The sequence below is a fragment of the Mesorhizobium sp. M0060 genome, from assembly GCF_040323155.1.
Lineage (GTDB): Bacteria > Pseudomonadota > Alphaproteobacteria > Rhizobiales > Rhizobiaceae > Mesorhizobium.
Map to the genome: position 1 here is coordinate 1 of NZ_JAMYUP010000054.1, position 24,754 is coordinate 24,754.

Genomic DNA, 24,754 nt, shown 5'->3' on the forward strand with positions numbered 1-24,754 from the left:
TGTCCAACCCCGTAGAAAAGTTGGACATTCACCGCCGCAAGGCTCTGAAAGAAAAGGGAAATTAGATGAAGGTGGTACGCCCAAGGGGAATCGAACCCCTGTTACCGCCGTGAAAGGGCGGTGTCCTGACCGCTAGACGATGGGCGCGCTCAGATGTGAGCGCTTATAGTTGCGTCGCGACAAACCGGCAACCCGTCTGCCGCCGGCTGCGACAACTTTTTTCCTTTGGCGCCAAACCGCGTTTTTTCGGCAGCCAAGTCTGATTCCGCCGCATCAGGAATGTCGCAGAGAAGGCGGGCATCGCAGCACGAGAAGAGACTAGCCGCCGCGCCTGCGGCAGCGCCAGTTCCAGTCGCGCTCGGGGCCGACATCGACGTGGACGGATTCGGTGTGGCAATAAGTGCCGACGCCGCCGCGGCCCGGCATGGTGCGGATATAGCTCGCCAGTTCCCACTTCGAGACGCCGGGAACCTGGATGTCGGCGGCGGCGCAGTACATGTGCAGCGAATTCTTGGCACCGTTGGCGCGGCGGTTGCGGGCCGGATCGCGATAGCCGGAGGTGACCGTCATCTTGCGGCCGTAGTGGCCTTCGATCGTCTTCAACACGCGAACCAGCGACGGCTTCAAGCAGGCAACGTCGACGCTTTCGTTCTGTTTCAGGAGGCCGTTGGGTGCCAGCCGGGCGAGGCCGGCGGCGGAGGCGACCTGGTAGGCGCCACCCGAACCTTCGTCTTCATTGAGGTCGACATCACTCTCATCGTCGAGGCCGGATTTGCGCTTGATCTCGAACAGCGCCGTCTGACGCACGCCGGGCAGCGCATCGGCCGTGAAGTGGCTGGTATGGCCGGTCGACACCAGCTGCACAGGCTTTTCAGCCGGATTGGCCGAGGCCAGGGTGACGGTGGGCTTTGCCGCAGGCGTCGCCTTGGCTTGCACGACCGCTGGCTGCCCGCCCGATCTGCTGTTGGCCGGCGAAGAAGGTGCGGCCGAAGCAGGCGTAGCGCTGAACAGCGAGGCCAGGAAGCTTTTCTTTGGCGCATAGGCCTGCGGCTGCGGCATTTCGCCGGCGGTCACATAGACCGGGTTGTCCATCGCCGGCGCGGCGGCCTTGGCGTCGGACTTCGATGCGCCGGCAGTGTTCTGCGCCACGGCCTGTTCAGCCGTCTGGGCGTTTGGTTGCAGCGGCTGCGGCGTGTGTCCCGCGATCGTCTCGGCTGCCGTGGGAACGGCGATCGGGAAGCCGGCGTCGGGCTTGGCCCCCGGCTTGGCCATCGGCACATAGGCGACCTGCGCGGGAAGACTGGCGTCGCCCTCGGTATTCATCGTCATTTGTGCGCTTGTCATCTGCGACGATGACGCGGCCGTACTGGCCTGGGGCGCGCCGGCGGCCGTGCTGATTTCGGTGGCCGAGGCGTTATAGCCAGGCATGCCGACGGACATGGTCGGGTCGCCGGCAGAGGTGCAGGACGCCAGGAGCACCGAGAAAAGCGCCGCCACAATGGCGCGGCTTTCCCCTTTTGCAAGGCGCGATCCTGCTGATTTCAAAACCAAATTCCCCCTCGATATCCGACCGGTTCGTCATTGGCGCGGCGTCGAAACGTCTCGTCGAAATGACCCTTGTTCCCGAACCGGAAACGAGACCTGTGCCAAATCTGCAAGCCTCAAAGTAATTTGGTGGCTAGAGGATGAATCAAGGCTGCTCAGGGTTGACGGCACCATTTCGCCCGCTTTTCGCGGCGCGTCAACTCACCACACATTACAGATGGTTACACACGCACCTTGACATAGGTGCCGGGGGCTTCGCCCAGAACTTGCATGTGCTCGCCCGGTTTGCGGGCCGGAACGCGCGCATTGTCCTTGGCTTCGATCCAGCGTTGCCAGTGCGGCCACCATGAGCCAGGATGATTGGCCGCCTTGGCGAACCATTCGTCGAAGTCGCCTACCGGCTTGCCGCCGGTCCAGTAGTGATATTTCTGCGCCGCCGGCGGATTGACGACCCCGGCGATGTGGCCGGAGCCGGCCATGACGTAATCGACCTCGCCGCCGAAATATTTCGAGCCGAGGAACACCGAAAGCGCCGGGGCGATGTGGTCTTCCTTCGAGGCGAGATTGTAGACCGGGATGGTGACGTCCTTTAGCGAAACCGCGCGGCCCGCCAACTCCATCATGCCTTGCGAAAGCCTGTTCTCGAGATAGCAATTGCGCAAGTAGAAGGAATGGTTGGCCGCGCCCATGCGGGTCGAATCGGCGTTCCAGTAGAGCAGGTCGAAGGGCAGGGGATCCTTGCCGCGCATGTAGTTGTTGACGACGTAGGGCCAGATCAGGTCGCCCGAGCGCAGCATGTTGAAGGCAGTCGCCATCCTGGTGCCGTCGAGATAGCCTTTTTCGCTCATCGCCTTTTCGACGGCCGCGACCTGCTCCTCGTCGACGAACACCTTCAGGTCGCCGGCATAGGTGAAATCGACCTGCGTGGTGAAGAAGGTCGCCGATTTGATGCGCTGGTCGCCTTCCTGCGCCATCAAGGCCAGCGCTGCCGCCAACAGCGTGCCGCCGACGCAATAACCGATGGCGTTGACGTCCTTTTCGCCGGTGGCCTTTTCGATCGTGTCGAGGCCGTATTGCAGGCCCTCCCTGATATAGGCCTCCCAACTCTTGGCGCCGTGCCGCTCGTCCGGATTGATCCAGGAGATGACGAAGACGGTGTGGCCTTGCTCGACGGCCCAGCGAATGAAGGATTTTTGCGGGTTGAGGTCGAGGATGTAGTATTTGTTGATCCATGGCGGGCAGATCAGCAGCGGCCGCTTGAGCACGGTGTCGGTCGTCGGCTCGTATTGCAGGATCTCGGCGACGTCGCTGCGGCCGACCACCTTGCCGGGCGTGGTAGCGAGATTCTTGCCGATTTCGAAGGATGAATAATCGGCCTGCCGCAGCTTCAGGTCGCCCTTGCCGGCGGCAATGTCCTCGGCCAGCATTTTCATGCCGCGCACCAGGTTTTCGCCGTTCGAGGCAACGGTCTCGCGAAACAATTCCGGGTTGGTCAGGATGAAATTCGACGGCGAGATGGCGTTGGAGACCTGCTTGACATAAAAGCTGGCCTTGTGGCGGGTGTGCTCGTCCAGACCATCGGCGTGCTCGACCAGTTCGGCCGCCCAGCGCGAGGTGACGAGATAGGCCTGTTTCAGGAAATCGAAGAAGGCGTTTCGGCCCCATTCCGGGTCCTGGAAACGCTTGTCGCCGCGCTCGGGCTTGACCGCATCCTCGGCGTCCTCGGCACCGGCGCCGATGCGCTGGACGGCGTTGGCCCAGACGGTCATGTAGCCGGAAAACAGCCGCGTCTGCGCCTCCAGCGCGCGCTGCGGGTCGGAGAGCCAGTACTCGGTGAGCTTGGAGAAGGTCTTCACCATGTCGACGACCGGCTCGGCGACGTGATCGCGCACCTCGCCCTTTTCCCGCGGCTCGGCCCATGCCGAGGCGGCCTTGCCGGCCTGCTCGATCATGCGTGCCATGTTCAGGGCGAAGCGTTCCGGGTCCTTCACCAGATATTGCTCGACGGTCGAAGGTTGGTCATCTTCCGCTTTGCCCGAATCGGGTGTTTTGGACATGGTTCGCGGGGTTCCTCCCGAAGCGTTTTGTTGACATATTACCATGGGATATCAGACAGGGTCCAATGTGCTCTAACCCGGTCGCCAGGAAAACAATATGACGATTAATATTGGCAAGAACGTTTTTTCCGGCACTGGTCGTTTTTGCCGCATGGCGGTCGTCCTGCTGGCGATGGCCGGTTGCACGAGCAGCAACATAGAGGGTGCAGCGCCCGCCGCCGGCTTCGCCGGCGCGAAGGACACCGGTTCCTATCCGAACCTGAACATCCCGCCGCAGGTGGCGGCCGAGCAATTCACCGACGAGGAAAAGAACGCCAAGCTCGCCCAACTGAAGGCCGAGGAGCAGGGCCAGGCCGCGAAGGGCGGCGTCGTCAAGGTCGCGGACCAGGCAGCGCTGGACCAACTGGCAAAAAAACACGGCGCCGAGGCGCTGAAGCAGATCGAAGGTAAATGCGACCCCGCTCTCGACCCTAATTGCAAATAAGCTTATACGCGCGACCGCAACCTCACTGTCTGGAACTGCCATGGAAGAATTCCACAAGGTCCGCCGGCTTCCGCCCTATGTCTTCGAGCAGGTCAACCGGCTGAAGGCCAGTGCCCGTTCGCGCGGCGCCGACATCATCGATCTTGGCATGGGCAATCCCGACCTGCCGACGCCCAAGGCCATCGTCGACAAACTTTGCGAGGTCGTGCGCGATCCGCGCACGCACCGCTATTCGTCATCGCGCGGCATTCCGGGCCTGCGCCGCGCCCAGGCCAATTACTATGCCCGCCGCTTCGGCGTGAAGCTCGACCCGGACAGCCAGGTGGTGGCGACGCTGGGCTCGAAGGAGGGCTTTGCCAATATGGCGCAGGCGATCACCGCCCCCGGCGATGTGATCCTGTGCCCCAATCCGACCTATCCGATCCACGCCTTCGGCTTCATCATGTCGGGCGGCGTCATCCGCTCGCTGCAGGTCGAGCCGGACGACGGTTTCATCCCGGCGCTGGAGCGCGGCATCCGCCATTCGATCCCGAAGCCGCTGGCGCTGATCCTCAATTATCCGTCCAACCCGACGGCACTGGTCGCCTCGCTCGATTTCTACAAGGAGGTGGTGGCCTTCGCCAGGAAGAACGACATCATCATCCTGTCGGACCTTGCCTATTCGGAGATCTATTTCGACGGCAATCCGCCGCCTTCGGTGCTGGAGGTGCCGGGCGCGATCGATGTGGCGGTCGAGTTCACCTCGATGTCGAAGACCTTTTCGATGCCGGGCTGGCGCATGGGTTTTGCCGTCGGCAACGAGCGGCTGATCTCGGCGCTGACCAGGGTGAAATCCTATCTCGACTACGGCGCCTTCACGCCGATCCAGGTTGCGGCGGCGCATGCACTCAACGGCGACGGTGCCGACATTGCCGAAGTGCGCGACGTCTACCGCAAACGCCGCGACGTCATGGTCGACGCTTTCAGCCGTGCCGGCTGGACCATTCCCGCGCCGGCGGCGTCGATGTTCGCCTGGGCGCCGATCCCGGAGCCGTTCAAGCATCTCGGCTCACTCGAATTCTCCAAGCTCCTGATCGAGCACGCCGACGTCGCGGTAGCGCCGGGCGTCGGCTTCGGCGAGCATGGCGACGATCACGTGCGCATCGCGCTGGTCGAAAACGAGCACCGGATCCGGCAAGCAGCGCGCAACATCAAGCGCTTCCTCGCGTCCAGCGCCAAGCAGCCGAACAATGTCGTTCCGCTCGCCGCGCATCGCTGAGTGGTTCAGTCAACAGCCATGACCGACCCCGCCAGCATGAACGTCGAAGCCGTCGTTTATGTCAGGCTAATCGATGAGTCGGTTTCCGTTTGGCGGCCGGTGCAAGCAAAACAAATTGATCCGACCACGTACCTCATCTTGGACCAGCCCATACCAGCCTCGGAAGTGTGGGAGTTTCAGCCCGGGACTATAGTCACCGTGACCCGGAAGCCTGATGAAAACGACGACTATCTGGTTGCGGTCGAAAATCAATTCTAGCTGGCGGACAGACTCTCCGATGACTGAAGCGTTGCGTGTTGGAATTGCCGGCCTCGGCACCGTCGGTGCGTCGGTGGCGCGCGTGCTGCGCGACAAGGCGGCGGAACTGACGCGGCAGTGCGGACGCGACATCGTCGTCACAGCCGTTTCAGCCCGAGATCGCAAGCGCGACCGTGGCGTCGATCTTGGTACCGCACAGTGGTTCGACGACGCCATCAAGATGGCGCAGACCGGCGAGATCGACGTGTTCGTCGAGCTGATCGGCGGCGACGACGGGCCGGCGCGCTCGTCCGTAAAAGCGGCACTTGAAGCTGGCCGCCATGTCGTCACCGCCAACAAGGCGCTGCTTGCCAAGCACGGCGTGGCGCTGGCCGAGATTGCCGAGAAGAAGGGCGTGCTGCTCAACTACGAGGCGGCGGTGGCCGGCGGCATTCCGGTCATCAAGACGATGCGCGAGGCGATGGCCGGCAATTCGGTGACCCGCGTCTTCGGCATCCTCAACGGCACCTGCAACTACATACTGACACGCATGGAGGCCGAGGGCCTGTCATTCGATGCCTGCCTGAAGGACGCGCAGCGGCTGGGCTATGCCGAAGCCGACCCGACCTTCGACATCGAGGGCCATGACACTGCCCACAAGCTGTCGATCCTGACCAGCCTTGCCTTCGGCACGAGGATCGCGGCCAACGATATCTACATGGAGGGCATCTCCAACATCAGCCAGGCCGACATCCGCGCGGCCGGCGATCTCGGCTACCGGATCAAGCTGCTTGGCGTCGCCCAGCGCACCGAAAGCGGCATCGAACAGCGCGTGCACCCGACCATGGTGCCGACGGCATCGGTCATCGCACAGGTGCACGGCGTCACCAATGCGGTGGCGATCGAGACCGACATCCTCGGCGAATTGCTGCTCTCCGGCCCCGGTGCCGGCGGCAACGCCACCGCATCGGCGGTGATCGGCGACATTGCCGACATCGCCAAAAGCCGGCCTGGCTTCCAGCATGGTCCGGTCTTCGGCCGGCCGGCGAAGGAATTGAAGCCCTACAAGAAGGCGCAGATGCGCAGCCATGCCGGGGGTTATTTCATCCGGCTGACCGTGCACGATCGCATCGGCGTCTTTGCCGCCATCGCCAAGCGCATGGCCGACAACGACATTTCGCTGGAATCGATCGTCCAGCATGCCGCCGGGCCGGAAACCGAGGCACAGAAGACGGTCATCCTTGTCACCCACGAGACGACCGAGGCTGCGGTGCGCAAGGCCGTCGACGGCATCACCAGGGACAGCCTTCTGACCGACAAGCCGCAAGTCATCCGCATCGAGCGGGCAGGCTAAAGCTTCCCTCAATCGATTGATATTGCTGCGCTTTCAAAAAGATCCAGCGCAGGTCTTGCTGTTGTCACGGAGCTTTGACACAAGGAGCGCGTCTCTGGCGGGAGGCTAAACTGCCAACGAGGATTGTCCATCGATGAATGTGGCCCAGAACATTGTCGCCGGCCTCGACCGGATACTGACCATGGAATTGGTGCGCGTCACCGAACGTGCCGCTGTTGCGGCCGCCAGATTGCGCGGACGTGGCGATGAGAAGGCCGCCGACCAGGTCGCGGTCGACGCCATGCGGCAGGAGCTCAACCATCTTGCCATCCAGGGCACGGTGGTGATCGGCGAGGGCGAGCGCGACGAGGCACCGATGCTCTATATCGGTGAGGAGGTCGGTACCGGCAAAGGCCCGGCTGTCGACATCGCGCTCGATCCCCTCGAAGGCACGACGATCTGCGCCAAGAACCTGCCCAATGCATTGGCCGTCATCGCCATTGCCGAAAAAGGCAGCCTTTTGTTTGCGCCGGACGTCTATATGGACAAGATCGCCATCGGCCCGGGCTATGCCGATGGCATCATCGACATCGATGCCTCGCCGGCCGAAAACATCGCCAGCCTGGCCAGGGCCAAGGGGGTGCCGGTGGCGGAGATCACCGCCTGCATCCTCGACCGGCCACGCCATGGGGCGTTGATCGAAGCCGTGCGGGCGACGGGCGCCGCGATCCGGTTGATCGGCGACGGTGATGTCGCCGGGGTCATCCACACCACCGATCCGGACGAAACCGGCATCGACATCTATCTCGGGACCGGCGGCGCGCCGGAGGGCGTGCTGGCCGCAGCGGCGTTGCGCTGCACCGGCGGCCAGATGCAGGGCAGGCTGATCCTCGATACGCCGGAAAAGCTGGCGCGCGCGGCAAAAATGGGCATCTCCGACCCCAAGCGGATTTACCACACGCAAGACATGGCACGCGGCGACGTGCTGTTTGCCGCGACCGGCGTCACCGACGGCAACATGCTGGCTGGCGTCAAGTTCGGCCGCAATTTCATCACCACGCACACGATCGTGCTGCGTTCGTCGTCGCGAACCGTGCGCGAAATCAAGGCCAGGCACCAGGATCTGGAAAAGTTTTGATTTCGACTCAGTTGCCCGTTGCATATCGTGTGCAATGACAATTTTGCAGACGGCGCGTCACGTGATGGGGGAAAGACGCTTTTTCCTCGATGTTAGGCAGTCGGCCACTGGTGTTTCCTGGGAACACCGGCTGACCGAGCGCCAGGACATGGCCGCGCTCGCCATTGCGCAAGGTTATGGCGTGCCCGACATCGTGGCACGCGTGCTGGCCGGGCGCGGCGTCACCGCCGAGCTGACCGAGCGGTTCCTGGATCCGACCATCCGCAACCTGCTGCCCGACCCGGCATCGCTGACCGACATGGACAAAGCCGCCTCTCGCATCGCCCAGGCGGTGATGACCAGGGAAAAGGTGGCGATCTTTGGCGACTACGATGTCGACGGCGCCGCCTCGTCGGCGCTGCTCAAGCGCTTTCTCGCACATTTCTCGGTGCCGTCGGAGATCTACATACCGGACCGTATCTTCGAAGGTTACGGCCCCAATCCGGAAGCGATGCGCGAACTCGTCTCGCGCGGCGCGACGCTGATCGTCACCGTCGATTGCGGCACCAATAGTGCTGCTTCCATCGACGCGGCGAAGGCCGACGGTGCCGACGTCGTGGTGCTCGATCACCATCAGGTCGGCGGGCTGTTGCCGGCGGCGGCTGCGGTCGTCAACCCCAATCGCGAGGACGACCTTTCCGGGCAAGGCCATCTTTGCGCCGCCGGCGTCGTCTTCCTGTGCCTGGTGCAAACGGCGAAGATCCTGCGCGGCCGTCTGCCGGATGCCGCACCGCCGGATCTGCTTGGCCTGCTCGACCTGGTGGCGTTGGCCACCGTCTGCGACGTGGTGCCGCTCACCGGCGTCAACCGCGCCTTCGTGGTCAAGGGGCTGCAGGTGGCACGGCAGCAGAGAAACGAAGGGCTGGCGGCGCTGGCGCGGGTCTCGCGCATCGGCGAGCCGATCAGCACGTTCCATTTGGCCTTTCTGATTGGTCCGCGCATCAACGCCGGCGGGCGCATCGGCGACGCAGCGCTTGGCAGCCGCCTGCTTGCAACCGACGATCCGGTCGAGGCCCGCACCATTGCCGAGACGCTGGATCGGCTCAACCAGGAGCGGCAGTCAATGGAGCAGGAGATGCTGGCCGCGGCGCGCTCAGAGGCTGACGCCGAGCTTGCCGGCGGCAATGGTCCGGCCATCGTGGTTACGGCCAGCAGCAACTGGCATCCGGGTATCGTCGGCCTGCTTGCCTCGCGGCTCAAGGACCATGCAAGGCGGCCGGCCTTTGCCATCGCCTTCAACGCCAATGGTGTCGGTACCGGTTCAGGCCGTTCGGTGTCGGGCTTCGACCTCGGCCGGCTGGTGCGCGAGGCTGCCGATGCCGGGCTGATCGTCAAGGGCGGCGGCCACGGAATGGCGGCGGGCATCACTGTCGAGCGGGCGAAGCTCGGCGCGCTCCGGGCTTTTTTCGAAGAGCGTGCGGCAGTGGATGTATTCCGGCTGCAAGGCGAGGAGAGCCTGGCGATCGACGGTGCGCTTGCCGCCGAGGGCGCCACGCTTGGGCTGCTCGATGCACTTGAAAGAGCCGGGCCATTCGGCGCCGGGCATGTCGCCCCTGTGTTCGCCCTGCCGCGTCATCGGCTTGCCGACGCGCGGCCGGTCGGCACCAACCACATCCGTGCCGAGCTGCAGTCGGAAAGCGGCGGCCGCATCCGGGCGATCGCGTTTCGCGCCATCGACACGGCTCTTGGCGAATTCCTGTTCAAGAACAGAGGCAAGCCGGTGCATGTCGCCGGCTCGCTATCGGGCAATCACTGGAACGGCAGCCGCACGGTGCAATTTCGTATCATCGACGCAGCGCTCGCCTGAGAACTGACCGACCGGCTCTGCCTAAGCGAGGACGGTCTGCAGCCGGGTCAGTTCGCCGATCTGCGCCATCGTTGCCTGGTAGCCGATACGGATCGCTTCGTCGGCGCGATGGAATTCGGTCAGGCCGATATGGCTGAGCTTCGGCTGCAGCGACATGTCCGGCGGGTCGCCGGCCAGCCTGGCGCGCGAAATGCGGTCCTGTATGATGTTGAAGGCCTCGACCATGACGCCCGTGATGCCGAGCCGTGTCTCGCGCGACTGGCGTTCGGGATCGGCGTGGCCGGCCCTCGGAGCGTCTTTCTCGATGACCAACTCGCCGGCACTGTGCTTGATCACCGCGGCGCGGCCGAACAGGTCGTAGTGAAGGTTCACCGCAACCACGAGCGGCTGCTCGTAGGCGCGGCAGACAGAGACCGGCACCGGATTGACCAGTGCGCCGTCGACCAGCACGCGCCCGTTGCAGGCGACCGGCTCGAACACGCCGGGCAGCGCGTAGGAGGCGCGCATGGCGGTGCTCAGCGAGCCGCTCGACAGCCAGATTTCATGGCCGGTGCGGATTTCCGAAGCGACGCAGACGAACGGTTTTGGCAGATCCTCGAAGCGGATGCCGGCTATGTGCTCGCGCAGCCGCGCGTCGAGTTTCATACCACCGAACAGGCCGCTGCCGCGTAAATTGAGGTCGAGAAGGCCAAAAATGCGCCGCCTGGTCAGGCTGCGCGCGAATTCTTCCAGCTCGTCCAGCTTGCCGGCAACATAGCAGCCGCCGACCAGCGCGCCGATCGAGGTGCCGGCGATCATCGACACTTCGATGCCGGCTTCATCAAGCGCGCGCAGCACGCCGATATGCGCCCAGCCGCGCGCACAGCCGCCGCCCAATGCCAGCGAGATCCCTGTTTTACCTGGAGATTTGGTTTCGGATACGCCTGCGGCCGAGGAGACGCCATTGGCCTCCCGAACGTCAGGTCTGTTGAGCAATGACGCCCAGTCGAGCATCACAATCTCCCTTGTCCCACGGTCATCCTAGAGGCGGGCCGTATCGAAATCATGAATATACGTGGCTGGAGCGCTGCGAATGGTTCATATTGATGGCGTACTGGGCTTTCGATACGTTTTTTCCGCATCGAACAGCGGCTTGCTGCCGTCGCTGGCAAGCGTCCCCTTGCCATCGCTCAGTCCCACCGTCCGATAAAAGCATGAACGTCGGCCGGTGTGACAAGTTGCTTCGTGACCCAACACTTTGACGCGCAACCATATCGCGTCCTGGTCACAATCCGTGAGCATCTCGACGACTTGCTGCACATTGCCCGAGGTTTCGCCCTTCTTCCAAAGCGCGTTGCGCGAGCGAGACCAGTAGTGCGCGATGCCGGTCTCGAGTGTCAGCGCCAGCGCCTCGGCATTCATATGCGCGACCATCAGCAGCATGCCGTCTTCGGCATCGGTGACGACGACAGTGACGAGGCCGCCGGCATCGAAGCGCGGTGAAAGGACCGTGCCTTCCTCAAGTGCCTTTTTGTCTGAGGGAGCTTTCGGGAATTCCAATGCCGACATTCGCCGGTCCTTATCTAGCGAAGCCGGCGAGGTCGGGTTCAGATCCCGCCGCCGCGCACCATGGTGACGAAGCGGACCTGCTCTTCGGGTGTGTCCTTGAAGACGCCAGTGAAGGTCGAGGTCAGCGTGGTGGATCCCTGCTTGCGGATGCCCCGCATGGCCATGCACATATGCTCGGCCTCGACCATGACGGCGACGCCGCGCGGATTGAGCACGTCCTGGATGACGCCGGCAATCTGCGCGGTCATCGCTTCCTGGGTCTGCAGGCGATGGGCGAAGATGTCGACGACGCGCGCGATCTTGGACAGGCCGACAACCTTGCCGTCCGGCAGATAGCCGACATGCGCCTTGCCGATGATCGGCACCATGTGGTGCTCGCAATGCGAATGGAACGATATGTCCTTGACGATGACGAGGTCGTCATAGCCGGCGACTTCCTCGAAGGTGCGGCCAAGCTCCTCGGCGGGGCACATGTCATAGCCGTTGAACATTTCGCGGAACGCCTTGGTGACACGCTTCGGCGTATCGATCAGGCCCTCGCGCTCCGGATTGTCGCCGGTCCAGCGCAACAAAGTGTGCACCGCGGCTTCGACTTCGGCTTCGCTCGGCCGGTCGGTGACCGGCTTTTCCATATAGGCCGACTGCGGCATGAGTTTCTTGATGACGGCGTCCATAAAAGGCGTCTCCCGTAGTTCCTCTCTCAGGAGGAACGAGTTGAACGGACCACGACCTTTCGGGTGTAAGAAACTCGTCGGTTTCCAGCCCGTAAGCGGCGTGAACTGATTTGGGCAGGACGAGACTTTTGGTCCGTCTTGTCGATACCCGACTACCACCATTATATATGGTCGTGCCGAGCGAAAGGAAGACGCCAGAGCGGCAATCGCTGTTCGCTGGGCGGCGACGGATTGGAAAAATATGATCGACGATGTCTACAATGCGAAAATTCTGGGTTTTGCCGGAAACATCGCACGGATCGGCCGGCTCGATCGGCCCGACGCAACCGCACGGGCGCATTCCAAGCTGTGCGGCTCGACGGTGACCGTCGATCTGAAGATGGATGACGGCGTCGTCACCGATTTCGCGCATGACGTGAAGGCCTGTGCGCTTGGCCAGGCGTCGTCTTCGATCATGGCGCAGCATGTCGTCGGCGCCAGTGCCGAAGAATTGCGCAGCGTGCGCGAGACGATGCTGAAGATGCTGAAGGAAAATGGCCCGCCGCCCGAAGGCCGCTTCGCCGACCTGAAATACCTGGAGCCGGTGCGCGATTACAAGGCCCGCCACGCCTCGACCATGCTGACCTTCGATGCGGTGGTCGATGCCATCGGCCAGGTCGAGAAGAAGCGCGCAGAACAGGCGGCTTAGCCGTCAAATGGCTGCCGATCACGCGCACCAGCATCAGAGGCCGCGATACACGCGCAACTGGCCCGGACCGTGGCGCAAGACGCCGGGCCGCATCCTCGGCACGTCGCTCGTCCGCTTCTACCAGCTGACGCTGTCCGGCTTTGTCGGCAATTCCTGCCGGCATCTGCCGACCTGTTCCGAATACGCGCACGAAGCGATCGCCCGTCACGGGCTGTGGGCCGGCGGCTGGATGGGATTTTTCCGGGTGCTGCGCTGCGGCCCGTTCGGAACGCACGGCATCGACCGGGTGCCTGAGGTTCTAGATGATCGCTATCTCTGGTTCACGCCCTGGCGATACCGGCGGATCGGGAACAAGCGCGCCCTCGAAAACTGACCGCATTGTCGCTTCGGACCCGGTTGGAGGCGGCAGGTTTACGATTTGCTAAGCTTAACCGCATGTTACGCATTTGAGACAAAATCGAGACAAGACGCCTCGCTAAGCCGCTCCTGACAGCCCTCAGGAGAGATTGCCAAATGCACCAGATAGACCGCCGTCCATTTGTTTTCGCCGTGGTTCTCTATCTTCTGGCGTGGCTGTTGGGTTTTCCGATCCGCGCGCAATCAGCGCCGCTCGGGGACATCGAATGCACGCTGATCGTCGATGCCGCAAGCGGCGAGACGCTGTATCGGCAAGGGGTTTGCGACCAGCGCGTCAGCCCCGCCTCGACATTCAAGGTTCCGCTGGCGTTGATCGGCTACGACGCCGGAATCCTGAGCGACGAGCACGCGCCGAGCTGGGAGTACAAGCCGGAGTTCAATGCGCCGAAACGGGACCGGAAGACCGTCGACCCGACGATTTGGGAAAAGGATTCGGTCCTTTGGTTCTCGCGCGAGATTACGCGCCGGCTCGGCAGCAAACAGTTTGCCGGCTACGTGTCCAGATTGGACTATGGCAACACCGACGTCTCCGGCAATTCTGGCAAGAATGACGGCCTCACCCATTCCTGGGTGAATTCCTCGCTCGCGATATCGCCGGTCGAACAGGTCGACTTCCTGCGCAAGCTGCTGGCGCGAAAACTACCGGTCTCGGACAAGGCCCATGCGATGACCAGCGCGATAATCCCAACCTTCCGGGCAGGGGGCTGGACGGTGCAGGGCAAGACCGGGACCACCAGGCTTGGCAGCGACAAGCGCTCGCTTGGCTGGTTTGTCGGCTGGGCGCAGAAGGACGCTCGCAAGATCGTCTTTGCCCGCCTGGTAATCGATACGAAACGGTCCGACACGCCCAAGGGACTCAAGACGCGAGCGATGTTCCTGAAAGAGCTGCCGAATCTCGTCAGGTGACCTACATCCGGCTTTACGGCGCCGAAAACTGCCAATAAAAGACCGCTCGCCGCCGGACGCATCCGGCTCTTACTTGATGCATGTCGTAACCCCAAAACCGCTGCGAACTTTTGGGCGACATGCATTTTTCACCACCCGCGCTCGTTTGCGGGACTGGATAGGAGAATTTTATGCTGAATTCAGTTTCCCTGACATTTCCCGATGGCTCCGTCCGCGACTACGACGCGGCGATGACCGGCGCCGGCCTGGCGGAGTCGATCTCGAAGTCGCTGGCCAAGAAGGCTGTCGCCTACAGCATCGACGGCACGTTGCGCGATCTTTCCGACCCGATCGGCAAGTCGGGCAAGCTGGAAATCATCACCCGTGAGGACCCGCGCGCCCTCGAACTCATCCGCCATGATGCAGCGCACGTGCTGGCCGAAGCCGTGCAGGAACTTTGGCCGGGCACGCAGGTGACCATCGGGCCGGTGATCGAGAACGGGTTCTACTACGATTTCGCCCGTAACGAGCCGTTCACGCCCGACGATTTCCCGGTGATCGAGAAGAAAATGCGCGAGATCATTGCGCGCAACAAGCCGTTTACCAAAGAGGTGTGGTCGCGCGAAAAGGCGAAAAAGATCTTTGCCGACAAGGGCGAGCGCTACAAGCTCGAACTGATCGACGCCATCCCTGAGGATCAGGATCTCAAGATCTACGCGCAGGGAGACTGGTTCGACCTCTGCCGCGGTCCGCATATGGCCGCGACCGGCCAGATCGGCAGCGCCTTCAAGCTGATGAAGGTCGCCGGCGCCTATTGGCGCGGCGACAGCAACAACCCGATGCTGACGCGCATCTACGGCACGGCCTGGGCCGACCAGGCCCAGCTCGATGCCTATCAGACCATGCTGGAAGAAGCCGAAAAGCGCGACCACAGGAAACTCGGGCGCGAGATGGATCTGTTCCACTTCCAGGAGGAGGGCCCTGGCGTCGTCTTCTGGCACGCCAAGGGCTGGAGGATGTTCCAGAACCTGGTCAATTACATGCGCCGCCGCCTCGACGAGCAGGGCTATCAGGAGGTCAACGCACCGCAGGTGCTCGACAAGAGCCTGTGGGAGACGTCAGGCCACTGGGGCTGGTACCGGGACAATATGTTCAAGGTGACGGTTGCCGGGGACGACACCGACGACGACCGCGTCTTTGCGCTGAAGCCGATGAACTGTCCCGGCCATGTGCAGATATTCAAGCACGGGCTGAAGTCCTACCGCGATCTGCCGGTAAAGCTTGCGGAATTCGGCAATGTGCATCGCTACGAGCCTTCGGGCGCGCTGCACGGGCTGATGCGCGTGCGCGGTTTTACCCAGGACGATGCCCATATCTTCTGCACCGAGGAACAGCTCGCCGACGAGTGCATCAAGATCAACGACCTGATCCTGTCGACCTATGCCGATTTCGGCTTTGACGAGATCACCGTCAAGCTGGCGACCCGCCCCGAAAAACGGGTCGGCACCGACGCGATGTGGGATCATGCCGAGGGCGTGCTGCAGGACGTGCTCGACAAGATCGCGGCGCGGTCGGGCAACCGGATCAAGACGGGCGTCAATCCGGGCGAGGGCACGTTCTACGGGCCGAAGTTCGAATATGTGCTGAAGGACGCAATCGGCCGCGAATGGCAATGTGGCACCACGCAGGTCGACTTCAACCTGCCGGAGCGTTTTGGCGCTTTCTACATTGGCTCGGATTCGGAAAAGAAGCAGCCGGTGATGGTGCATCGCGCCATTTGCGGCTCGATGGAACGTTTTCTCGGCATCCTGATCGAGAATTATTCCGGCCATTTCCCGCTATGGTTCGCACCGCTGCAGGTAGTGGTGGCGACGATCACTTCCGATGCCGACGATTACGCGCGAAAGGTCGTCGCGCAGTTGAAGACGGCCGGGCTTATTGCCGAAGCCGACCTGCGCAACGAGAAGATCAACTACAAGGTCCGCGAGCATTCGCTGGCCAAGGTCCCGGTCATTCTCGTCTGCGGCAAGCGCGAGGCCGAGGAAGAGACGGTCAATGTCCGCCGTCTGGGCTCGCGCGACCAGGAATCGCTTGGTCTCGCAGCAGCCGTGAAGCTGCTTTCCGACGAGGCGGTGACACCCGACCGCAAGCGCCGCGCGGCCTGAGCCGGTCAACCGGCAACGAAGATGGCGGTGGAGCGATCCACCGCCATTTTCATATGACTGTCACGCCAATTTTGTAGCGAGCCCCATGCTCAAGCTGAAGACGCGCGAAAGACCTTTTCCCGAGCTCTCTTATGCCAGTCCGCATCAGCCGGCGCTGACGCGCTGGTTCATCCATTCGGTCGAAGGCCTGTCGGGACGCGATCGCTTCGCGGCACTCTATGATTTCTGGCGCCGGCACGTGGTGCCTGGCGGCGAGCGCGTGTTCAGCCGCATGCTGGATCTGATCGACGTCCGGGTGCGGACCGCAGCCCAATGGCCGCCGGCGAAGCTGCCCGACACGCCGCTGGTGATCGTCGCCAATCATCCGTTCGGCATCGGCGACGGCATTGCGGTGCTGTCGCTGGCAGAGCGGCTCGGCCGGCCGTTTCGCGTCATGATCCACAAGGATCTGCTCAAGATCCGCGAGATGGAGCCGTACTCACTGCCGATCGACTTTTCCGAGACCAAGGACGCGCTGAAGAACAACATGGCGGTGCGGCATGAGGCGGTGCGGCTGCTCAACGAAGGCGTCACCATCGTCGTCTTCCCGGCCGGCGGCGTCGCCACCGCGCCGAAGGGATTTGGCCGGGCGCGCGATCTGCCGTGGAAGATGTTTCCGGCCCGTCTCGTTCAGGATGCCAAGGCGTCGGTCATCCCAATGCATTTTTCCGGCCAGAACGGCCGGCTGTTCCATCTGGTCAGTGGTCCCATGAACATGGCCGAACGCGACGGGCGTGTAGCGAAATTCGTCGGCAGGGCTTCGCTGACGCTGCGCATCTCTCTGCTCATCCACGAATTTTCGCGGCTGTCCGGCAAATCGATCGAGGTGCGCGTCGGAGACACGCTGGAGTGGGACGAACTGGAGCCTCTGCGCGACCGCAAAGCCCTGCTCGAACGCCTTCAGCGCGGCGTCTTCGATCTGGCTGCGGCCGAGGCGCGTGGCCGCGTACACTTGCTGGCGCGACGCATGCGCAAAGCAGCCTAGAGGGGCGCGGCCTAGTCGGCGCCTTCCTCGGAGTCGATGGCCGAAGCCTCGGTAGCCAGGACCTCAATGTCCTGATTGTGCCCGGCCACCACCGTAAAATCCTTCTGGTAGATGCGGTCGCGGTTCTTGGCGATGATGGTGTAGTCGCCCTCGGCCAGCACCATCGATGCAAAGGCGCCGACGGTTTCCTTGATCGGATCACCGGACTCGTTGAGCAGCGACCAGGAGGTGTCGGCGATCGCCTCGCCGCCTGGTTCGCGCACCAGCTTCATGGTCATCTCGGCCGCACGGTGCTCGACCGTCGCTTCGGTCAGCTTGCCGGCCTCGACACGGATGTCGGAGCGGATGACCGCATTCACCGCGCCATAGGTCGAAACAACGTGGTAGATGCCGGCATTGAGCCGCACGACGCTGTTCGGCTCGACATCGGGTATGATCAGCGCACGATCGCCATCGGGCTCGGCGTGGCTCTCATAGATCGAGAAGCGCAGCTTCTTCGGCGGAATGCGCACCCCGCCCGACAGCACGGCATCAAGCTTGAGGCCGCCAGCATCGAGCACGAGGCTCTCGCGCTTGGCTTCCTTGCCGACGGTGATGCGCTTGGTGGCGCCGGCCCGCCCGTAGGAGGCGTGGACCAGATAGGAACCCGGCTCGAGCTGGAACACGGCGGTGCCGCCATGAGCGGAGGCGACCATCGGCAGCTTGCCGTCGCCGGCCGGCTCGGGCTTGAAGACGCGCCAGACGATGCCGCGCGCGATATCGGCGCCCTTGTCAATCAGCTGCGCCGACAGCGTGATCGCCCCGCTGCCGCCCAACGCCAGCGACGTATCGCTTTTGGGCGACGCATAACTCGAAATTCCGGGAAGTTTCAGATTGCCGATGCCGTCCGCATCCTGCGCGGCAGCCGGCGAAACCGGCACCATCAACAGGGCGGCGCCCAGCCAAATCAGGAAAAGACGCAATGTCCCCTCAAACATGCCTTGCGTTGAAGCCCAAGGCGGTGGCAATTTCAAGGCTTAAGAGTCCGAAGAGTCCGATCGGCTTCTGCTACAGGGCTCTTTGTCCGGCGCGCCGCGCCAATGCCCGAGCCGCCCGATATCCCGATGGTGCGCTTCAGCTCAAATTCCAGGAGACTTGCGCTTATGGCGTCGCCCATCATCGATTTTCTGCTGACCCGAAATTCCGCGCCGATCCCGGATTTGAAAGAACCGGCACCGAGCGATGCGGAGATCGCGACGATGATCGCCGCAGCGTCGCGGGTGCCGGACCACGGCCGGCTGGAGCCGTGGCGTTTCATCCTCTATCGCGGCGAGGTTCGCGTCGAGATCGGCAAAAAGCTGGCGGCACTTGCCGAACAGCGCGAAGGGCCGCTGCCGGAAGGCCGCCGCAACCAGGAACTGGCACGCTTTTCGCGGGCGCCGCTGGTTATCGGCGTGATCTCGATCCCCAGGGAAAATCCAAAGATCCCGCAATGGGAGATGTTCCTGTCCGGCGGCATGGCAGCGCTGAACCTGATGCTATCAGCCAATGCGCTGGGCTACGGCACCAACATGATCAGCAACTGGTATTCCGACGTGCCGGAGGGCAGGGCGATCCTGGGTCTGGCGCCGCATGAGCGGGTCGTCGGCTTCGTCCATATCGGCTCCTGCCAGGGACCGGCGCCGGAGCGGCCGCGGCCCGATCCGGCAACGCTCTATGCCGACTATTCGGGACCGTGGGTGGGGTAATTTGCGACGCGGAAGAGACCCTAAGCGTCAAGCCCCGCCGCCCTGGCTCGTGCCAGGAGGCGCTCGGCGAGCTTGAGATGCGGCCGGTCGTACATCTTGCCGTCAATGCCGACGACGCCGGGATTTCCCGCTGTCTTGAACGCTTCGACGATTGCCAGCGAATTTTTCACCGCTTGCACCGAAGGCGTGAAGGCGGCGTTGATGACCGGCACCTGCGCCGGATGGATCGCCATCTTGCCGGTGAACCCGTCGCGCTCGGCCTCGGCGCATTCAGCCTCAAAGGCAGCCATGTCGCGAAAATCCGGAAACACCGTGTCGATCGCCGCGACTTCCGCGGCACCTGCGGCGAGAATGGTCATGGTGCGGGCGAAGCGAAACACATCCGTGTAGCGGCCATTCGCGTCGCGCATCGCGCGTGCGCCGATTGCTGCCGACAGATCTTCCGCGCCCCAGGTGACGCCGACAAGCCGCGCGCTTGCCTCGGTGTAGGTTGCAGCGGCCAAAACGCCAGCTGCCGTTTCGGTGATGATCGGCACGATCCTTATCGCGCCGTCCGGCAGCCCGGTTTCGGCTTCGTGCACCCTGAGCTTGGCCGACAGCTGCTGGACATCCCGTCCGCTGTTCGACTTCGGCAGCATGATGCCGTCTGGTTTCACCGGCACGAGCGCCGCCAGATCGTCGTCGGTCAGTCCGGTCGAAAGATCATTGACGCGCACATAGATCGCGGAGCTGGTTTGATGCCTGTGCTCGGCGATGAAACGCGCCGCGGTGTCGCGCGCCAGAACCTTGTTCTGCGAGGCAATCGAATCCTCGAGGTCGACGATGACCACGTCAGCGCCTACGCCAAAACCCTTCTCCAGCTTCTTTTCCGAATCGCCGGGAACGAAGAGCAGAGAACGCATCGGCTATGCCTTTTTCATCATCATGGCTTGCCTCGTGCATTTGGCAACCAATAGGTCGTTCTGGTTATAGGCGCGGTGCTCGAACTCGACGATGCCGCGGTCCGGTTTCGACCTGGAATCGCGCACCGAAACCACCGTGGTCTCAACGCGGATCGTGTCGCCGTGGAACACCGGATGCGGAAACACGGTCTCCTTCATGCCGAGATTGGCAATGGTGGTGCCGACAGTGATGTCGTTGACCGAAATGCCGATCATCAGGCCAAGCGTGAACAGCGAATTGACCAGCGGTTTGCCCCATTCGCTCTTCGCGGCGAAGTCGAAATCGATGTGCAGCGGCTGCGGGTTCAGTGTCATCACCGAAAACAGCATATTGTCGCTTTCGGTCACGCTCTTGCGCAGCGCGTGCTTGAACACATGGCCGACGACGAACTCCTCAAGATAAAGCCCGGCCATGGTCGATCTCCTCCGCTGCCGCATCGGCCCGAAAATTGGTATCGATTTTCGGAAAGCACGATGCGAGGATTCAAAGTGTTAGAGCGTACTTTGTGCGTCCGAAAGGACGCACGTCGCTCTAAGGGTTGATAGGCGTTGCATATCGCGCTCGCAAGCCAGTTAACGAACATGGTGAACCGTTCGTAAACCATTTGTGCCTACGGTCTCCACCAGGGTCAGAAGCGTTCTGGCAAGGGGCGTAAGCAGGCGACATGGTCGTTTCGCATTTCCTGAAATGGATCCACACGGCGAAGGTGTCGGAGCGCGCTGCGGCGGCAAGCGCGCTGGCTCGCGCCTATGTCGACTCGGACCTGCCTTTCGAGGACCGCTGCGCGGCGGAGGCGGCGCTGACGCTGCTGCTCGACGATGCGTCGTCGAAGGTGCGGCTGGCGATCGCCGAAGCGCTTTCCATGAGCCATCATGCGCCGCTGCAGATCGTCAGCGCGCTGGCGTCCGACCAGCCTGAAGTGGCCGCTTTGGTACTGGCACGCTCGCCGCTGCTTACCGATGCAGACCTGATCGACCGGGTCGCCAGCGGCCAGAAGGCGACGCAGAAGGTGATCGCCGACCGGCCGCGCGTCTCGATGTCGGTAGCGGCAGCGATCGCCGAGATTGGCGAGCCCGAAGCCTGCGCCACGTTGCTCGCCAACAGCGGCGCCGACATTGCATCTGTCAGCTTTCGCCGCATGGCCGAGCGGCACGGCCATCTGCCTCTGGTGCGCGAGGCGCTGATCGCCGACGCGCGTCTGCCCGCCGACTGCCGGCATATGCTGCTGGTCAAGCTCGGCGAGACGCTCAAGGGGTCGCCGCTGGTGCTGGCGCTGATGGGCGCCGCCAGGGCCGAGCGCGTCACGCGCGATGCCTGCGTCAAGGCTTCGGTGACACTGATCGAAGGCACGCGGGCAGAGGAACATACCGCGCTTGTCGAGCATCTGCGCCTGCGCGGCGACCTGACCGCAAGCTTCATCATCCGCACCATCGCGCATGGCAAGGTCGACTTCTTCGGCTCGGCACTGGTCGCGCTCAGCCAGCAATCCGAGCAACGCGTTAGGGCGCTGCTGGCCGGCGGCCACGACGTGGCGTTGCAGGCACTGTTCCGCAGTGCCGGGCTTGCCGCCGCCACCCACGCCATCATCCTGCGTGCGCTGAAGGTCTGGCGTGAGGTCGCCAATGGCAAGCGCCTCGCCGGCGTGCAGGAAGTCAGTTGGCTGATGCTGAAGGAATTGGGCGGGCAGTCGGCCGAAGGCGATCTCGCCGGGCTGGTCAAGTCGATCCATCTCGACGCGCTGCGCGAAAACGCACGCGGGCACGCACTGGCGATTGCTGCTGCCTAGCACAAACTTAAAGCTTTAGGACTGGCCGGTTGGCTTGCCTGCCGTTGTAGGCGCAAAAAAGTGGTCCTATGTTTGAGTATGCGCCATTTAGCTTCAAAAAGCCTCACGGTTCCGGCCGAAATCAAGCCGTTGATTGACGAGATCAGGGTTCGCTTGAATCCTGATTCTATATGGCTGTTCGGCAGTCGAGCGCGAGGCGACAATCGCCCTGACAGCGACTGGGATATTCTCGTTGCTTTGCCTGACGACGCTCAGCCGGAACTACTTGATCCGCTCGTCGGCTGGACCGTTCAGCATGAAGTCGGAATTCCTGCCACGATCCTTGCCACTACGGCGAGCGAATTGGCCGCAAGCTGGGGTTCGCGAAACACGATTGCTTATGATGTTGCTCGGAAAGGGCACCGGTTAGATATCTGACCACCGGACCATCGCCAGTGCGCTTCGATTGGCGAATGGATGTATCAGGGATGCACGTCTTCTCGCTGAATCCGGGTCCAGAAATGCGGCTTATCTGAGTGAGCAGGGCGATCGAGCAGGTTGTCCGGGCGCTGGCGACTTCGGAGGCTGTTCATATCGAACGTCACGACGCACATCAGCTCGATAAAGTTGTGAGGTGATTCCCGGACGACCATGCTGAGAAGGCGGCATTGAACTCAGTCGTATGGCTGGGAGCCTACGCGACCACTTTTCGATATACATTGCCTTCCGGCCAGATACCTCGCGCACCTGATCGCGCGAAACTTCAGGAAGCCATCGACAACATCTCGGACCTTATTTTACGGGTAGCGAAGCATTTCGGGGTCGATCTTGGCGATGAAACAAAGCCGGCCCGAGTGGTCGCGCCGATGCGAAAGCTGTAGCGCAGAGAACGAGGCCAATATGGCAGCGATCTAGCTAAACCCGGTCTTTCGCGAAAAAGTCTGGAAAATCCTCGATCGCGGCGGCGATGATGCGCAGCGAGGCGGCGATCTGCAGCATTTCGGCGGCGTCGCTTCGTTCAGCGATACCGGCTGCATATTGCCTGGCGACGGTGGCAGTCGCAGTCCGCGGTTCGCCGGGCCGCCGGAACAGCAGTTCGCGCGCCAGCCCGCGCAGGAAATTGGTCATGGAAAGTGCTGTTTCGGATGGGATCGTGGAACTTTGCTGCGCGTTGCGCAGCCGCAGGATTTCGAGGCCGGCGGTAACGGCAGCAATGCCGCCGCCGAGAACGGCGTCGCCTTCCTTGCCGGCGTTCTGCAGCAGTGGCATCAACTGGTTGATCCGGTCGTAGGCAAGGCTTTCGAAAGCCGATCGCCGCGGCAGGCGGTCATGCAGGCAAAGGCGTGCAAGATCTTCGCGCATTGCTTGCAGGATGCGGTTGATGGTGACCCAAGGGTCGGCGGGCAGCACGACGGCGAAGACGCCGATCGCCAGAAGAATACCAACCAGGATCGATGCCGAACCGGCGAGGAACGGCAACGGATCGTAGGTCATCGCCTGATGCGGGCTAAGGAAGGCGAGGAAATTTATGGCGAAGGCCGTCGCCACACCGATATAGCGCGGATTGGCCATCCCCAGTGCAGCCGGCACCAGGATCGGCACGACGAAGACCATGAACCAGCCGAAGCCGGGCAAAGCGGGAAGCGCCAGCTGGCCGACGAGAAACGCAAAGGGCAGGGCCAGCAACGTGCCCTCGAAGAAGCTCCACGCCGACCGGATCGGATCAGGACGAGCGGCGAACAGGCTGGAGACGACCGCAACCAGAATGACCGTGCCCGCCGCATCCGACCATTTCGTCGTCAGCCAGAAGGCGGCGACCAGGAGCGTGGCGACTGCGGCACGCACGGCGTTGCGCGATGCCGCACGGTAGTCGCGGTGCACCACCAGCGCCGGCTGCCGCCGTTCGCGACTGGCACGGGGCGAGGGGGAGCGGAGTGCGTCCAGGCCGCGCAGCACTTGCTGCATGGCTTCGGCGAAGTCGGCGGCAATGGTGAGGCGTGTGACCGTGCCAACCCTGTCATTGTCATGCCCGGGGCCTTGCCCTGCCGCGATGTCCGGCATCTGCCGCGCCTTGTAGACGATTGCGTCGAGCCGCGCCACCCAGGGCGCCGTGTCGTCCAGCGCGCCCGGCTTGGCTGCCAGTTCGCCGACGAGAGCCCGCAGTTCGCTGCGCACCGGAATAAGGGCTGCATTCTTCGGCGCGGCATGGGCATGCAGCGCACGCGCCGCCGACAGGGCCGACAGAAGCTGGCCGATGGTACGCCGGACCGGATAGGCGCGGGTGGCGAGGCTCGGCCCTTCCAGCCTTGCATAGGCGCGCATTTCGCCCAGCGTCTGGACGTCGCCGATCAGCTTGCGGTGCAGCCCGGCAAGCCTTTCCGCATCGCCGCCGGAAAAAGCACCGTCCGCGTAGGCTGCCAGGTCGAGAATGCTGCGCTTCAGTCTCGAGACGATGGCATCGGCGGCCAATTTCGGCAGGATCAGCCGGCTGGTCAGGGCGGCGCAGACGATGCCAAGAACGATTTCCGCACAGCGCGCCAGGGCGAGATCGACAACGAGGTGCGGCTGTCCGAACGCCGGCAGACCGATGATCATCGCGGTGTAGCCGGCAAGGGCGGCACCATAGGCTTCCGGATTGCGCAGTAGTGACGAGACCAGCGTGCAGATGCCGATCCAGATAGCAAGAACGGTAACCAGCAGCCACGGACTGGCACCGAAAACAGTGGTTATGCCGATCGCCGCCAGCGCGCCGGCAAGCGTGCCGAGCAGACGATAAAACCCCTTCGCCAGCACCATGCCGGCGACCGGCTGGGCGACGATGAACACCGTCATCATCGCCCATTGCGGGTGGTCGAGCTTCAGCGCATAGGCGGCCAAAAGCGCGATGAGACCGGCCGAAACGGTGCGTAGGGCAAAGATCCAGTCCGAGCGCGTCGGCCGCGTCAGGCCAGCGATCCGCGTGCCGATACCGTCCTTCAGCCGCGCCCAGGTCACGTGCTCGTCTCCAGCTCAGAAGGGCAA

At 63.0% G+C, this 24,754-nt stretch carries 23 protein-coding genes and 1 tRNA gene; 14 read left to right on the top strand and 10 right to left on the bottom strand.

Annotated features, from left to right (window positions below):
- Window positions 1-72: 72 nt before the first annotated feature.
- From NKJ94_RS30010 to phaC, 3 genes are all read right to left on the bottom strand, one after another.
- A tRNA-Glu gene (locus tag NKJ94_RS30010) sits at window positions 73-147 on the bottom strand.
- A gap of 171 nt (window positions 148-318) precedes the next feature.
- A complete protein-coding gene (locus NKJ94_RS30015; protein WP_352530407.1) occupies window positions 319-1,551 on the bottom strand; it encodes a YcbK family protein in 1,233 nt (410 codons plus the stop codon).
- 215 nt (window positions 1,552-1,766) lie between these two features.
- Window positions 1,767-3,602, bottom strand: coding sequence for a class I poly(R)-hydroxyalkanoic acid synthase (gene phaC, locus NKJ94_RS30020; protein ID WP_352530409.1), 1,836 nt, complete (start codon window positions 3,600-3,602; stop codon window positions 1,767-1,769).
- Between the two features lie 151 nt (window positions 3,603-3,753).
- Between phaC and NKJ94_RS30025 the strand changes: the two genes are divergently transcribed.
- The 6 genes from NKJ94_RS30025 to recJ all read left to right on the top strand — a co-directional run bounded on the left by NKJ94_RS30025 (window position 3,754) and on the right by recJ (window position 9,898).
- Window positions 3,754-4,086: a hypothetical protein gene (locus NKJ94_RS30025; RefSeq protein ID WP_352530411.1), complete on the top strand. Its 333-nt coding sequence runs from the start codon at window positions 3,754-3,756 to the stop codon at window positions 4,084-4,086.
- A gap of 40 nt (window positions 4,087-4,126) precedes the next feature.
- The gene (locus tag NKJ94_RS30030) at window positions 4,127-5,344 is read left to right on the top strand and encodes an LL-diaminopimelate aminotransferase (RefSeq protein WP_352530413.1); all 1,218 of its coding nucleotides are present in this window, start codon (window positions 4,127-4,129) and stop codon (window positions 5,342-5,344) included.
- A gap of 18 nt (window positions 5,345-5,362) precedes the next feature.
- On the top strand, window positions 5,363-5,602 hold the full coding sequence (locus NKJ94_RS30035) for a hypothetical protein (RefSeq protein WP_352530415.1): 240 nt from the start codon (window positions 5,363-5,365) through the stop codon (window positions 5,600-5,602).
- 19 nt (window positions 5,603-5,621) lie between these two features.
- Complete coding sequence (locus NKJ94_RS30040; RefSeq protein WP_352530417.1) at window positions 5,622-6,935, top strand: homoserine dehydrogenase; 1,314 nt, start codon at window positions 5,622-5,624, stop codon at window positions 6,933-6,935.
- Window positions 6,936-7,068: 133 nt separating this feature from the next.
- Window positions 7,069-8,052, top strand: a complete 984-nt coding sequence (gene glpX / locus NKJ94_RS30045) for a class II fructose-bisphosphatase (protein WP_352530419.1) — start codon at window positions 7,069-7,071, stop codon at window positions 8,050-8,052.
- A 34-nt stretch (window positions 8,053-8,086) separates the two neighbouring features.
- On the top strand, window positions 8,087-9,898 hold the full coding sequence (gene recJ / locus NKJ94_RS30050; RefSeq protein WP_352530421.1) for a single-stranded-DNA-specific exonuclease RecJ: 1,812 nt from the start codon (window positions 8,087-8,089) through the stop codon (window positions 9,896-9,898).
- A gap of 21 nt (window positions 9,899-9,919) precedes the next feature.
- Here the strand turns inward: recJ and NKJ94_RS30055 are convergent, their stop codons facing one another.
- The 3 genes from NKJ94_RS30055 to folE form a co-directional block, all read right to left on the bottom strand.
- Window positions 9,920-10,891, bottom strand: coding sequence for a patatin family protein (locus NKJ94_RS30055; protein WP_352530423.1), 972 nt, complete (start codon window positions 10,889-10,891; stop codon window positions 9,920-9,922).
- Between the two features lie 84 nt (window positions 10,892-10,975).
- A complete protein-coding gene (gene hisI / locus NKJ94_RS30060) occupies window positions 10,976-11,446 on the bottom strand; it encodes a phosphoribosyl-AMP cyclohydrolase (protein ID WP_352530425.1) in 471 nt (156 codons plus the stop codon).
- Between the two features lie 38 nt (window positions 11,447-11,484).
- Window positions 11,485-12,120 carry a GTP cyclohydrolase I FolE gene (gene folE / locus NKJ94_RS30065; RefSeq protein WP_352530427.1) on the bottom strand — a complete coding sequence of 212 codons (636 nt, stop codon included), beginning with the start codon at window positions 12,118-12,120 and terminating at the stop codon, window positions 11,485-11,487.
- Window positions 12,121-12,361: 241 nt separating this feature from the next.
- Between folE and NKJ94_RS30070 the strand changes: the two genes are divergently transcribed.
- From NKJ94_RS30070 to NKJ94_RS30090, 5 genes are all read left to right on the top strand, one after another.
- Window positions 12,362-12,808 (top strand): iron-sulfur cluster assembly scaffold protein, encoded by a 447-nt coding sequence (locus NKJ94_RS30070; protein WP_352530429.1) that lies wholly within the window; start codon window positions 12,362-12,364, stop codon window positions 12,806-12,808.
- 7 nt (window positions 12,809-12,815) lie between these two features.
- Window positions 12,816-13,181 carry a membrane protein insertion efficiency factor YidD gene (yidD, locus tag NKJ94_RS30075; RefSeq protein WP_352530431.1) on the top strand — a complete coding sequence of 122 codons (366 nt, stop codon included), beginning with the start codon at window positions 12,816-12,818 and terminating at the stop codon, window positions 13,179-13,181.
- Window positions 13,182-13,321: 140 nt separating this feature from the next.
- Window positions 13,322-14,131 carry a class D beta-lactamase gene (gene blaOXA, locus NKJ94_RS30080; RefSeq protein ID WP_352530433.1) on the top strand — a complete coding sequence of 270 codons (810 nt, stop codon included), beginning with the start codon at window positions 13,322-13,324 and terminating at the stop codon, window positions 14,129-14,131.
- Window positions 14,132-14,301: 170 nt separating this feature from the next.
- On the top strand, window positions 14,302-16,275 hold the full coding sequence (gene thrS / locus NKJ94_RS30085) for a threonine--tRNA ligase (RefSeq protein ID WP_352530435.1): 1,974 nt from the start codon (window positions 14,302-14,304) through the stop codon (window positions 16,273-16,275).
- An 85-nt stretch (window positions 16,276-16,360) separates the two neighbouring features.
- Window positions 16,361-17,299 carry a lysophospholipid acyltransferase family protein gene (locus NKJ94_RS30090; RefSeq protein ID WP_352530437.1) on the top strand — a complete coding sequence of 313 codons (939 nt, stop codon included), beginning with the start codon at window positions 16,361-16,363 and terminating at the stop codon, window positions 17,297-17,299.
- Between the two features lie 11 nt (window positions 17,300-17,310).
- On the opposite strand, the gene NKJ94_RS30095 is transcribed toward NKJ94_RS30090, so the two are convergent.
- Window positions 17,311-18,276 carry an RgsD C-terminal domain-containing protein gene (locus NKJ94_RS30095; protein ID WP_352530469.1) on the bottom strand — a complete coding sequence of 322 codons (966 nt, stop codon included), beginning with the start codon at window positions 18,274-18,276 and terminating at the stop codon, window positions 17,311-17,313.
- Window positions 18,277-18,441: 165 nt separating this feature from the next.
- On the opposite strand from NKJ94_RS30095, the gene NKJ94_RS30100 reads away from it, so the two are divergent.
- Complete coding sequence (locus NKJ94_RS30100) at window positions 18,442-19,026, top strand: nitroreductase family protein (RefSeq protein WP_352530439.1); 585 nt, start codon at window positions 18,442-18,444, stop codon at window positions 19,024-19,026.
- A gap of 20 nt (window positions 19,027-19,046) precedes the next feature.
- Here NKJ94_RS30100 and NKJ94_RS30105 read toward each other — a convergent pair whose 3' ends face one another.
- Entirely contained in the window at window positions 19,047-19,928 is an 882-nt protein-coding gene (locus NKJ94_RS30105; protein ID WP_352530441.1) for an HpcH/HpaI aldolase/citrate lyase family protein, read from the bottom strand.
- A 3-nt stretch (window positions 19,929-19,931) separates the two neighbouring features.
- On the bottom strand, window positions 19,932-20,381 hold the full coding sequence (locus NKJ94_RS30110; protein ID WP_352530443.1) for a MaoC family dehydratase: 450 nt from the start codon (window positions 20,379-20,381) through the stop codon (window positions 19,932-19,934).
- A 251-nt stretch (window positions 20,382-20,632) separates the two neighbouring features.
- On the opposite strand from NKJ94_RS30110, the gene NKJ94_RS30115 reads away from it, so the two are divergent.
- Both NKJ94_RS30115 and NKJ94_RS30120 read left to right on the top strand, forming a co-directional pair.
- The gene (locus tag NKJ94_RS30115) at window positions 20,633-21,754 is read left to right on the top strand and encodes a DUF2336 domain-containing protein (RefSeq protein WP_352530445.1); all 1,122 of its coding nucleotides are present in this window, start codon (window positions 20,633-20,635) and stop codon (window positions 21,752-21,754) included.
- Between the two features lie 78 nt (window positions 21,755-21,832).
- Window positions 21,833-22,171, top strand: coding sequence for a nucleotidyltransferase domain-containing protein (locus tag NKJ94_RS30120; RefSeq protein WP_352530471.1), 339 nt, complete (start codon window positions 21,833-21,835; stop codon window positions 22,169-22,171).
- 477 nt (window positions 22,172-22,648) lie between these two features.
- On the opposite strand, the gene NKJ94_RS30125 is transcribed toward NKJ94_RS30120, so the two are convergent.
- Window positions 22,649-24,727, bottom strand: a complete 2,079-nt coding sequence (locus tag NKJ94_RS30125; RefSeq protein WP_352530447.1) for an FUSC family protein — start codon at window positions 24,725-24,727, stop codon at window positions 22,649-22,651.
- Window positions 24,728-24,754: the final 27 nt, after the last annotated feature.

Coding starts and splice junctions, on each gene's coding strand:
- glpX (WP_352530419.1), top strand. CDS start 7,069: ATGAATGTGGCCCAGAACATTGTCGCCGGCCTCGACCGGATACTGACC.
- NKJ94_RS30115 (WP_352530445.1), top strand. CDS start 20,633: ATGGTCGTTTCGCATTTCCTGAAATGGATCCACACGGCGAAGGTGTCG.
- NKJ94_RS30095 (WP_352530469.1), bottom strand. CDS start 18,276: ATGTTTGAGGGGACATTGCGTCTTTTCCTGATTTGGCTGGGCGCCGCC.
- NKJ94_RS30055 (WP_352530423.1), bottom strand. CDS start 10,891: ATGCTCGACTGGGCGTCATTGCTCAACAGACCTGACGTTCGGGAGGCC.
- NKJ94_RS30110 (WP_352530443.1), bottom strand. CDS start 20,381: ATGGCCGGGCTTTATCTTGAGGAGTTCGTCGTCGGCCATGTGTTCAAG.
- NKJ94_RS30120 (WP_352530471.1), top strand. CDS start 21,833: ATGCGCCATTTAGCTTCAAAAAGCCTCACGGTTCCGGCCGAAATCAAG.
- NKJ94_RS30035 (WP_352530415.1), top strand. CDS start 5,363: ATGACCGACCCCGCCAGCATGAACGTCGAAGCCGTCGTTTATGTCAGG.
- NKJ94_RS30090 (WP_352530437.1), top strand. CDS start 16,361: ATGCTCAAGCTGAAGACGCGCGAAAGACCTTTTCCCGAGCTCTCTTAT.
- thrS (WP_352530435.1), top strand. CDS start 14,302: ATGCTGAATTCAGTTTCCCTGACATTTCCCGATGGCTCCGTCCGCGAC.
- NKJ94_RS30025 (WP_352530411.1), top strand. CDS start 3,754: ATGGCGGTCGTCCTGCTGGCGATGGCCGGTTGCACGAGCAGCAACATA.
- hisI (WP_352530425.1), bottom strand. CDS start 11,446: ATGTCGGCATTGGAATTCCCGAAAGCTCCCTCAGACAAAAAGGCACTT.
- blaOXA (WP_352530433.1), top strand. CDS start 13,322: ATGCACCAGATAGACCGCCGTCCATTTGTTTTCGCCGTGGTTCTCTAT.
- recJ (WP_352530421.1), top strand. CDS start 8,087: ATGACAATTTTGCAGACGGCGCGTCACGTGATGGGGGAAAGACGCTTT.
- NKJ94_RS30030 (WP_352530413.1), top strand. CDS start 4,127: ATGGAAGAATTCCACAAGGTCCGCCGGCTTCCGCCCTATGTCTTCGAG.
- NKJ94_RS30105 (WP_352530441.1), bottom strand. CDS start 19,928: ATGCGTTCTCTGCTCTTCGTTCCCGGCGATTCGGAAAAGAAGCTGGAG.
- folE (WP_352530427.1), bottom strand. CDS start 12,120: ATGGACGCCGTCATCAAGAAACTCATGCCGCAGTCGGCCTATATGGAA.
- NKJ94_RS30070 (WP_352530429.1), top strand. CDS start 12,362: ATGATCGACGATGTCTACAATGCGAAAATTCTGGGTTTTGCCGGAAAC.
- NKJ94_RS30040 (WP_352530417.1), top strand. CDS start 5,622: ATGACTGAAGCGTTGCGTGTTGGAATTGCCGGCCTCGGCACCGTCGGT.
- phaC (WP_352530409.1), bottom strand. CDS start 3,602: ATGTCCAAAACACCCGATTCGGGCAAAGCGGAAGATGACCAACCTTCG.
- NKJ94_RS30100 (WP_352530439.1), top strand. CDS start 18,442: ATGGCGTCGCCCATCATCGATTTTCTGCTGACCCGAAATTCCGCGCCG.
- yidD (WP_352530431.1), top strand. CDS start 12,816: ATGGCTGCCGATCACGCGCACCAGCATCAGAGGCCGCGATACACGCGC.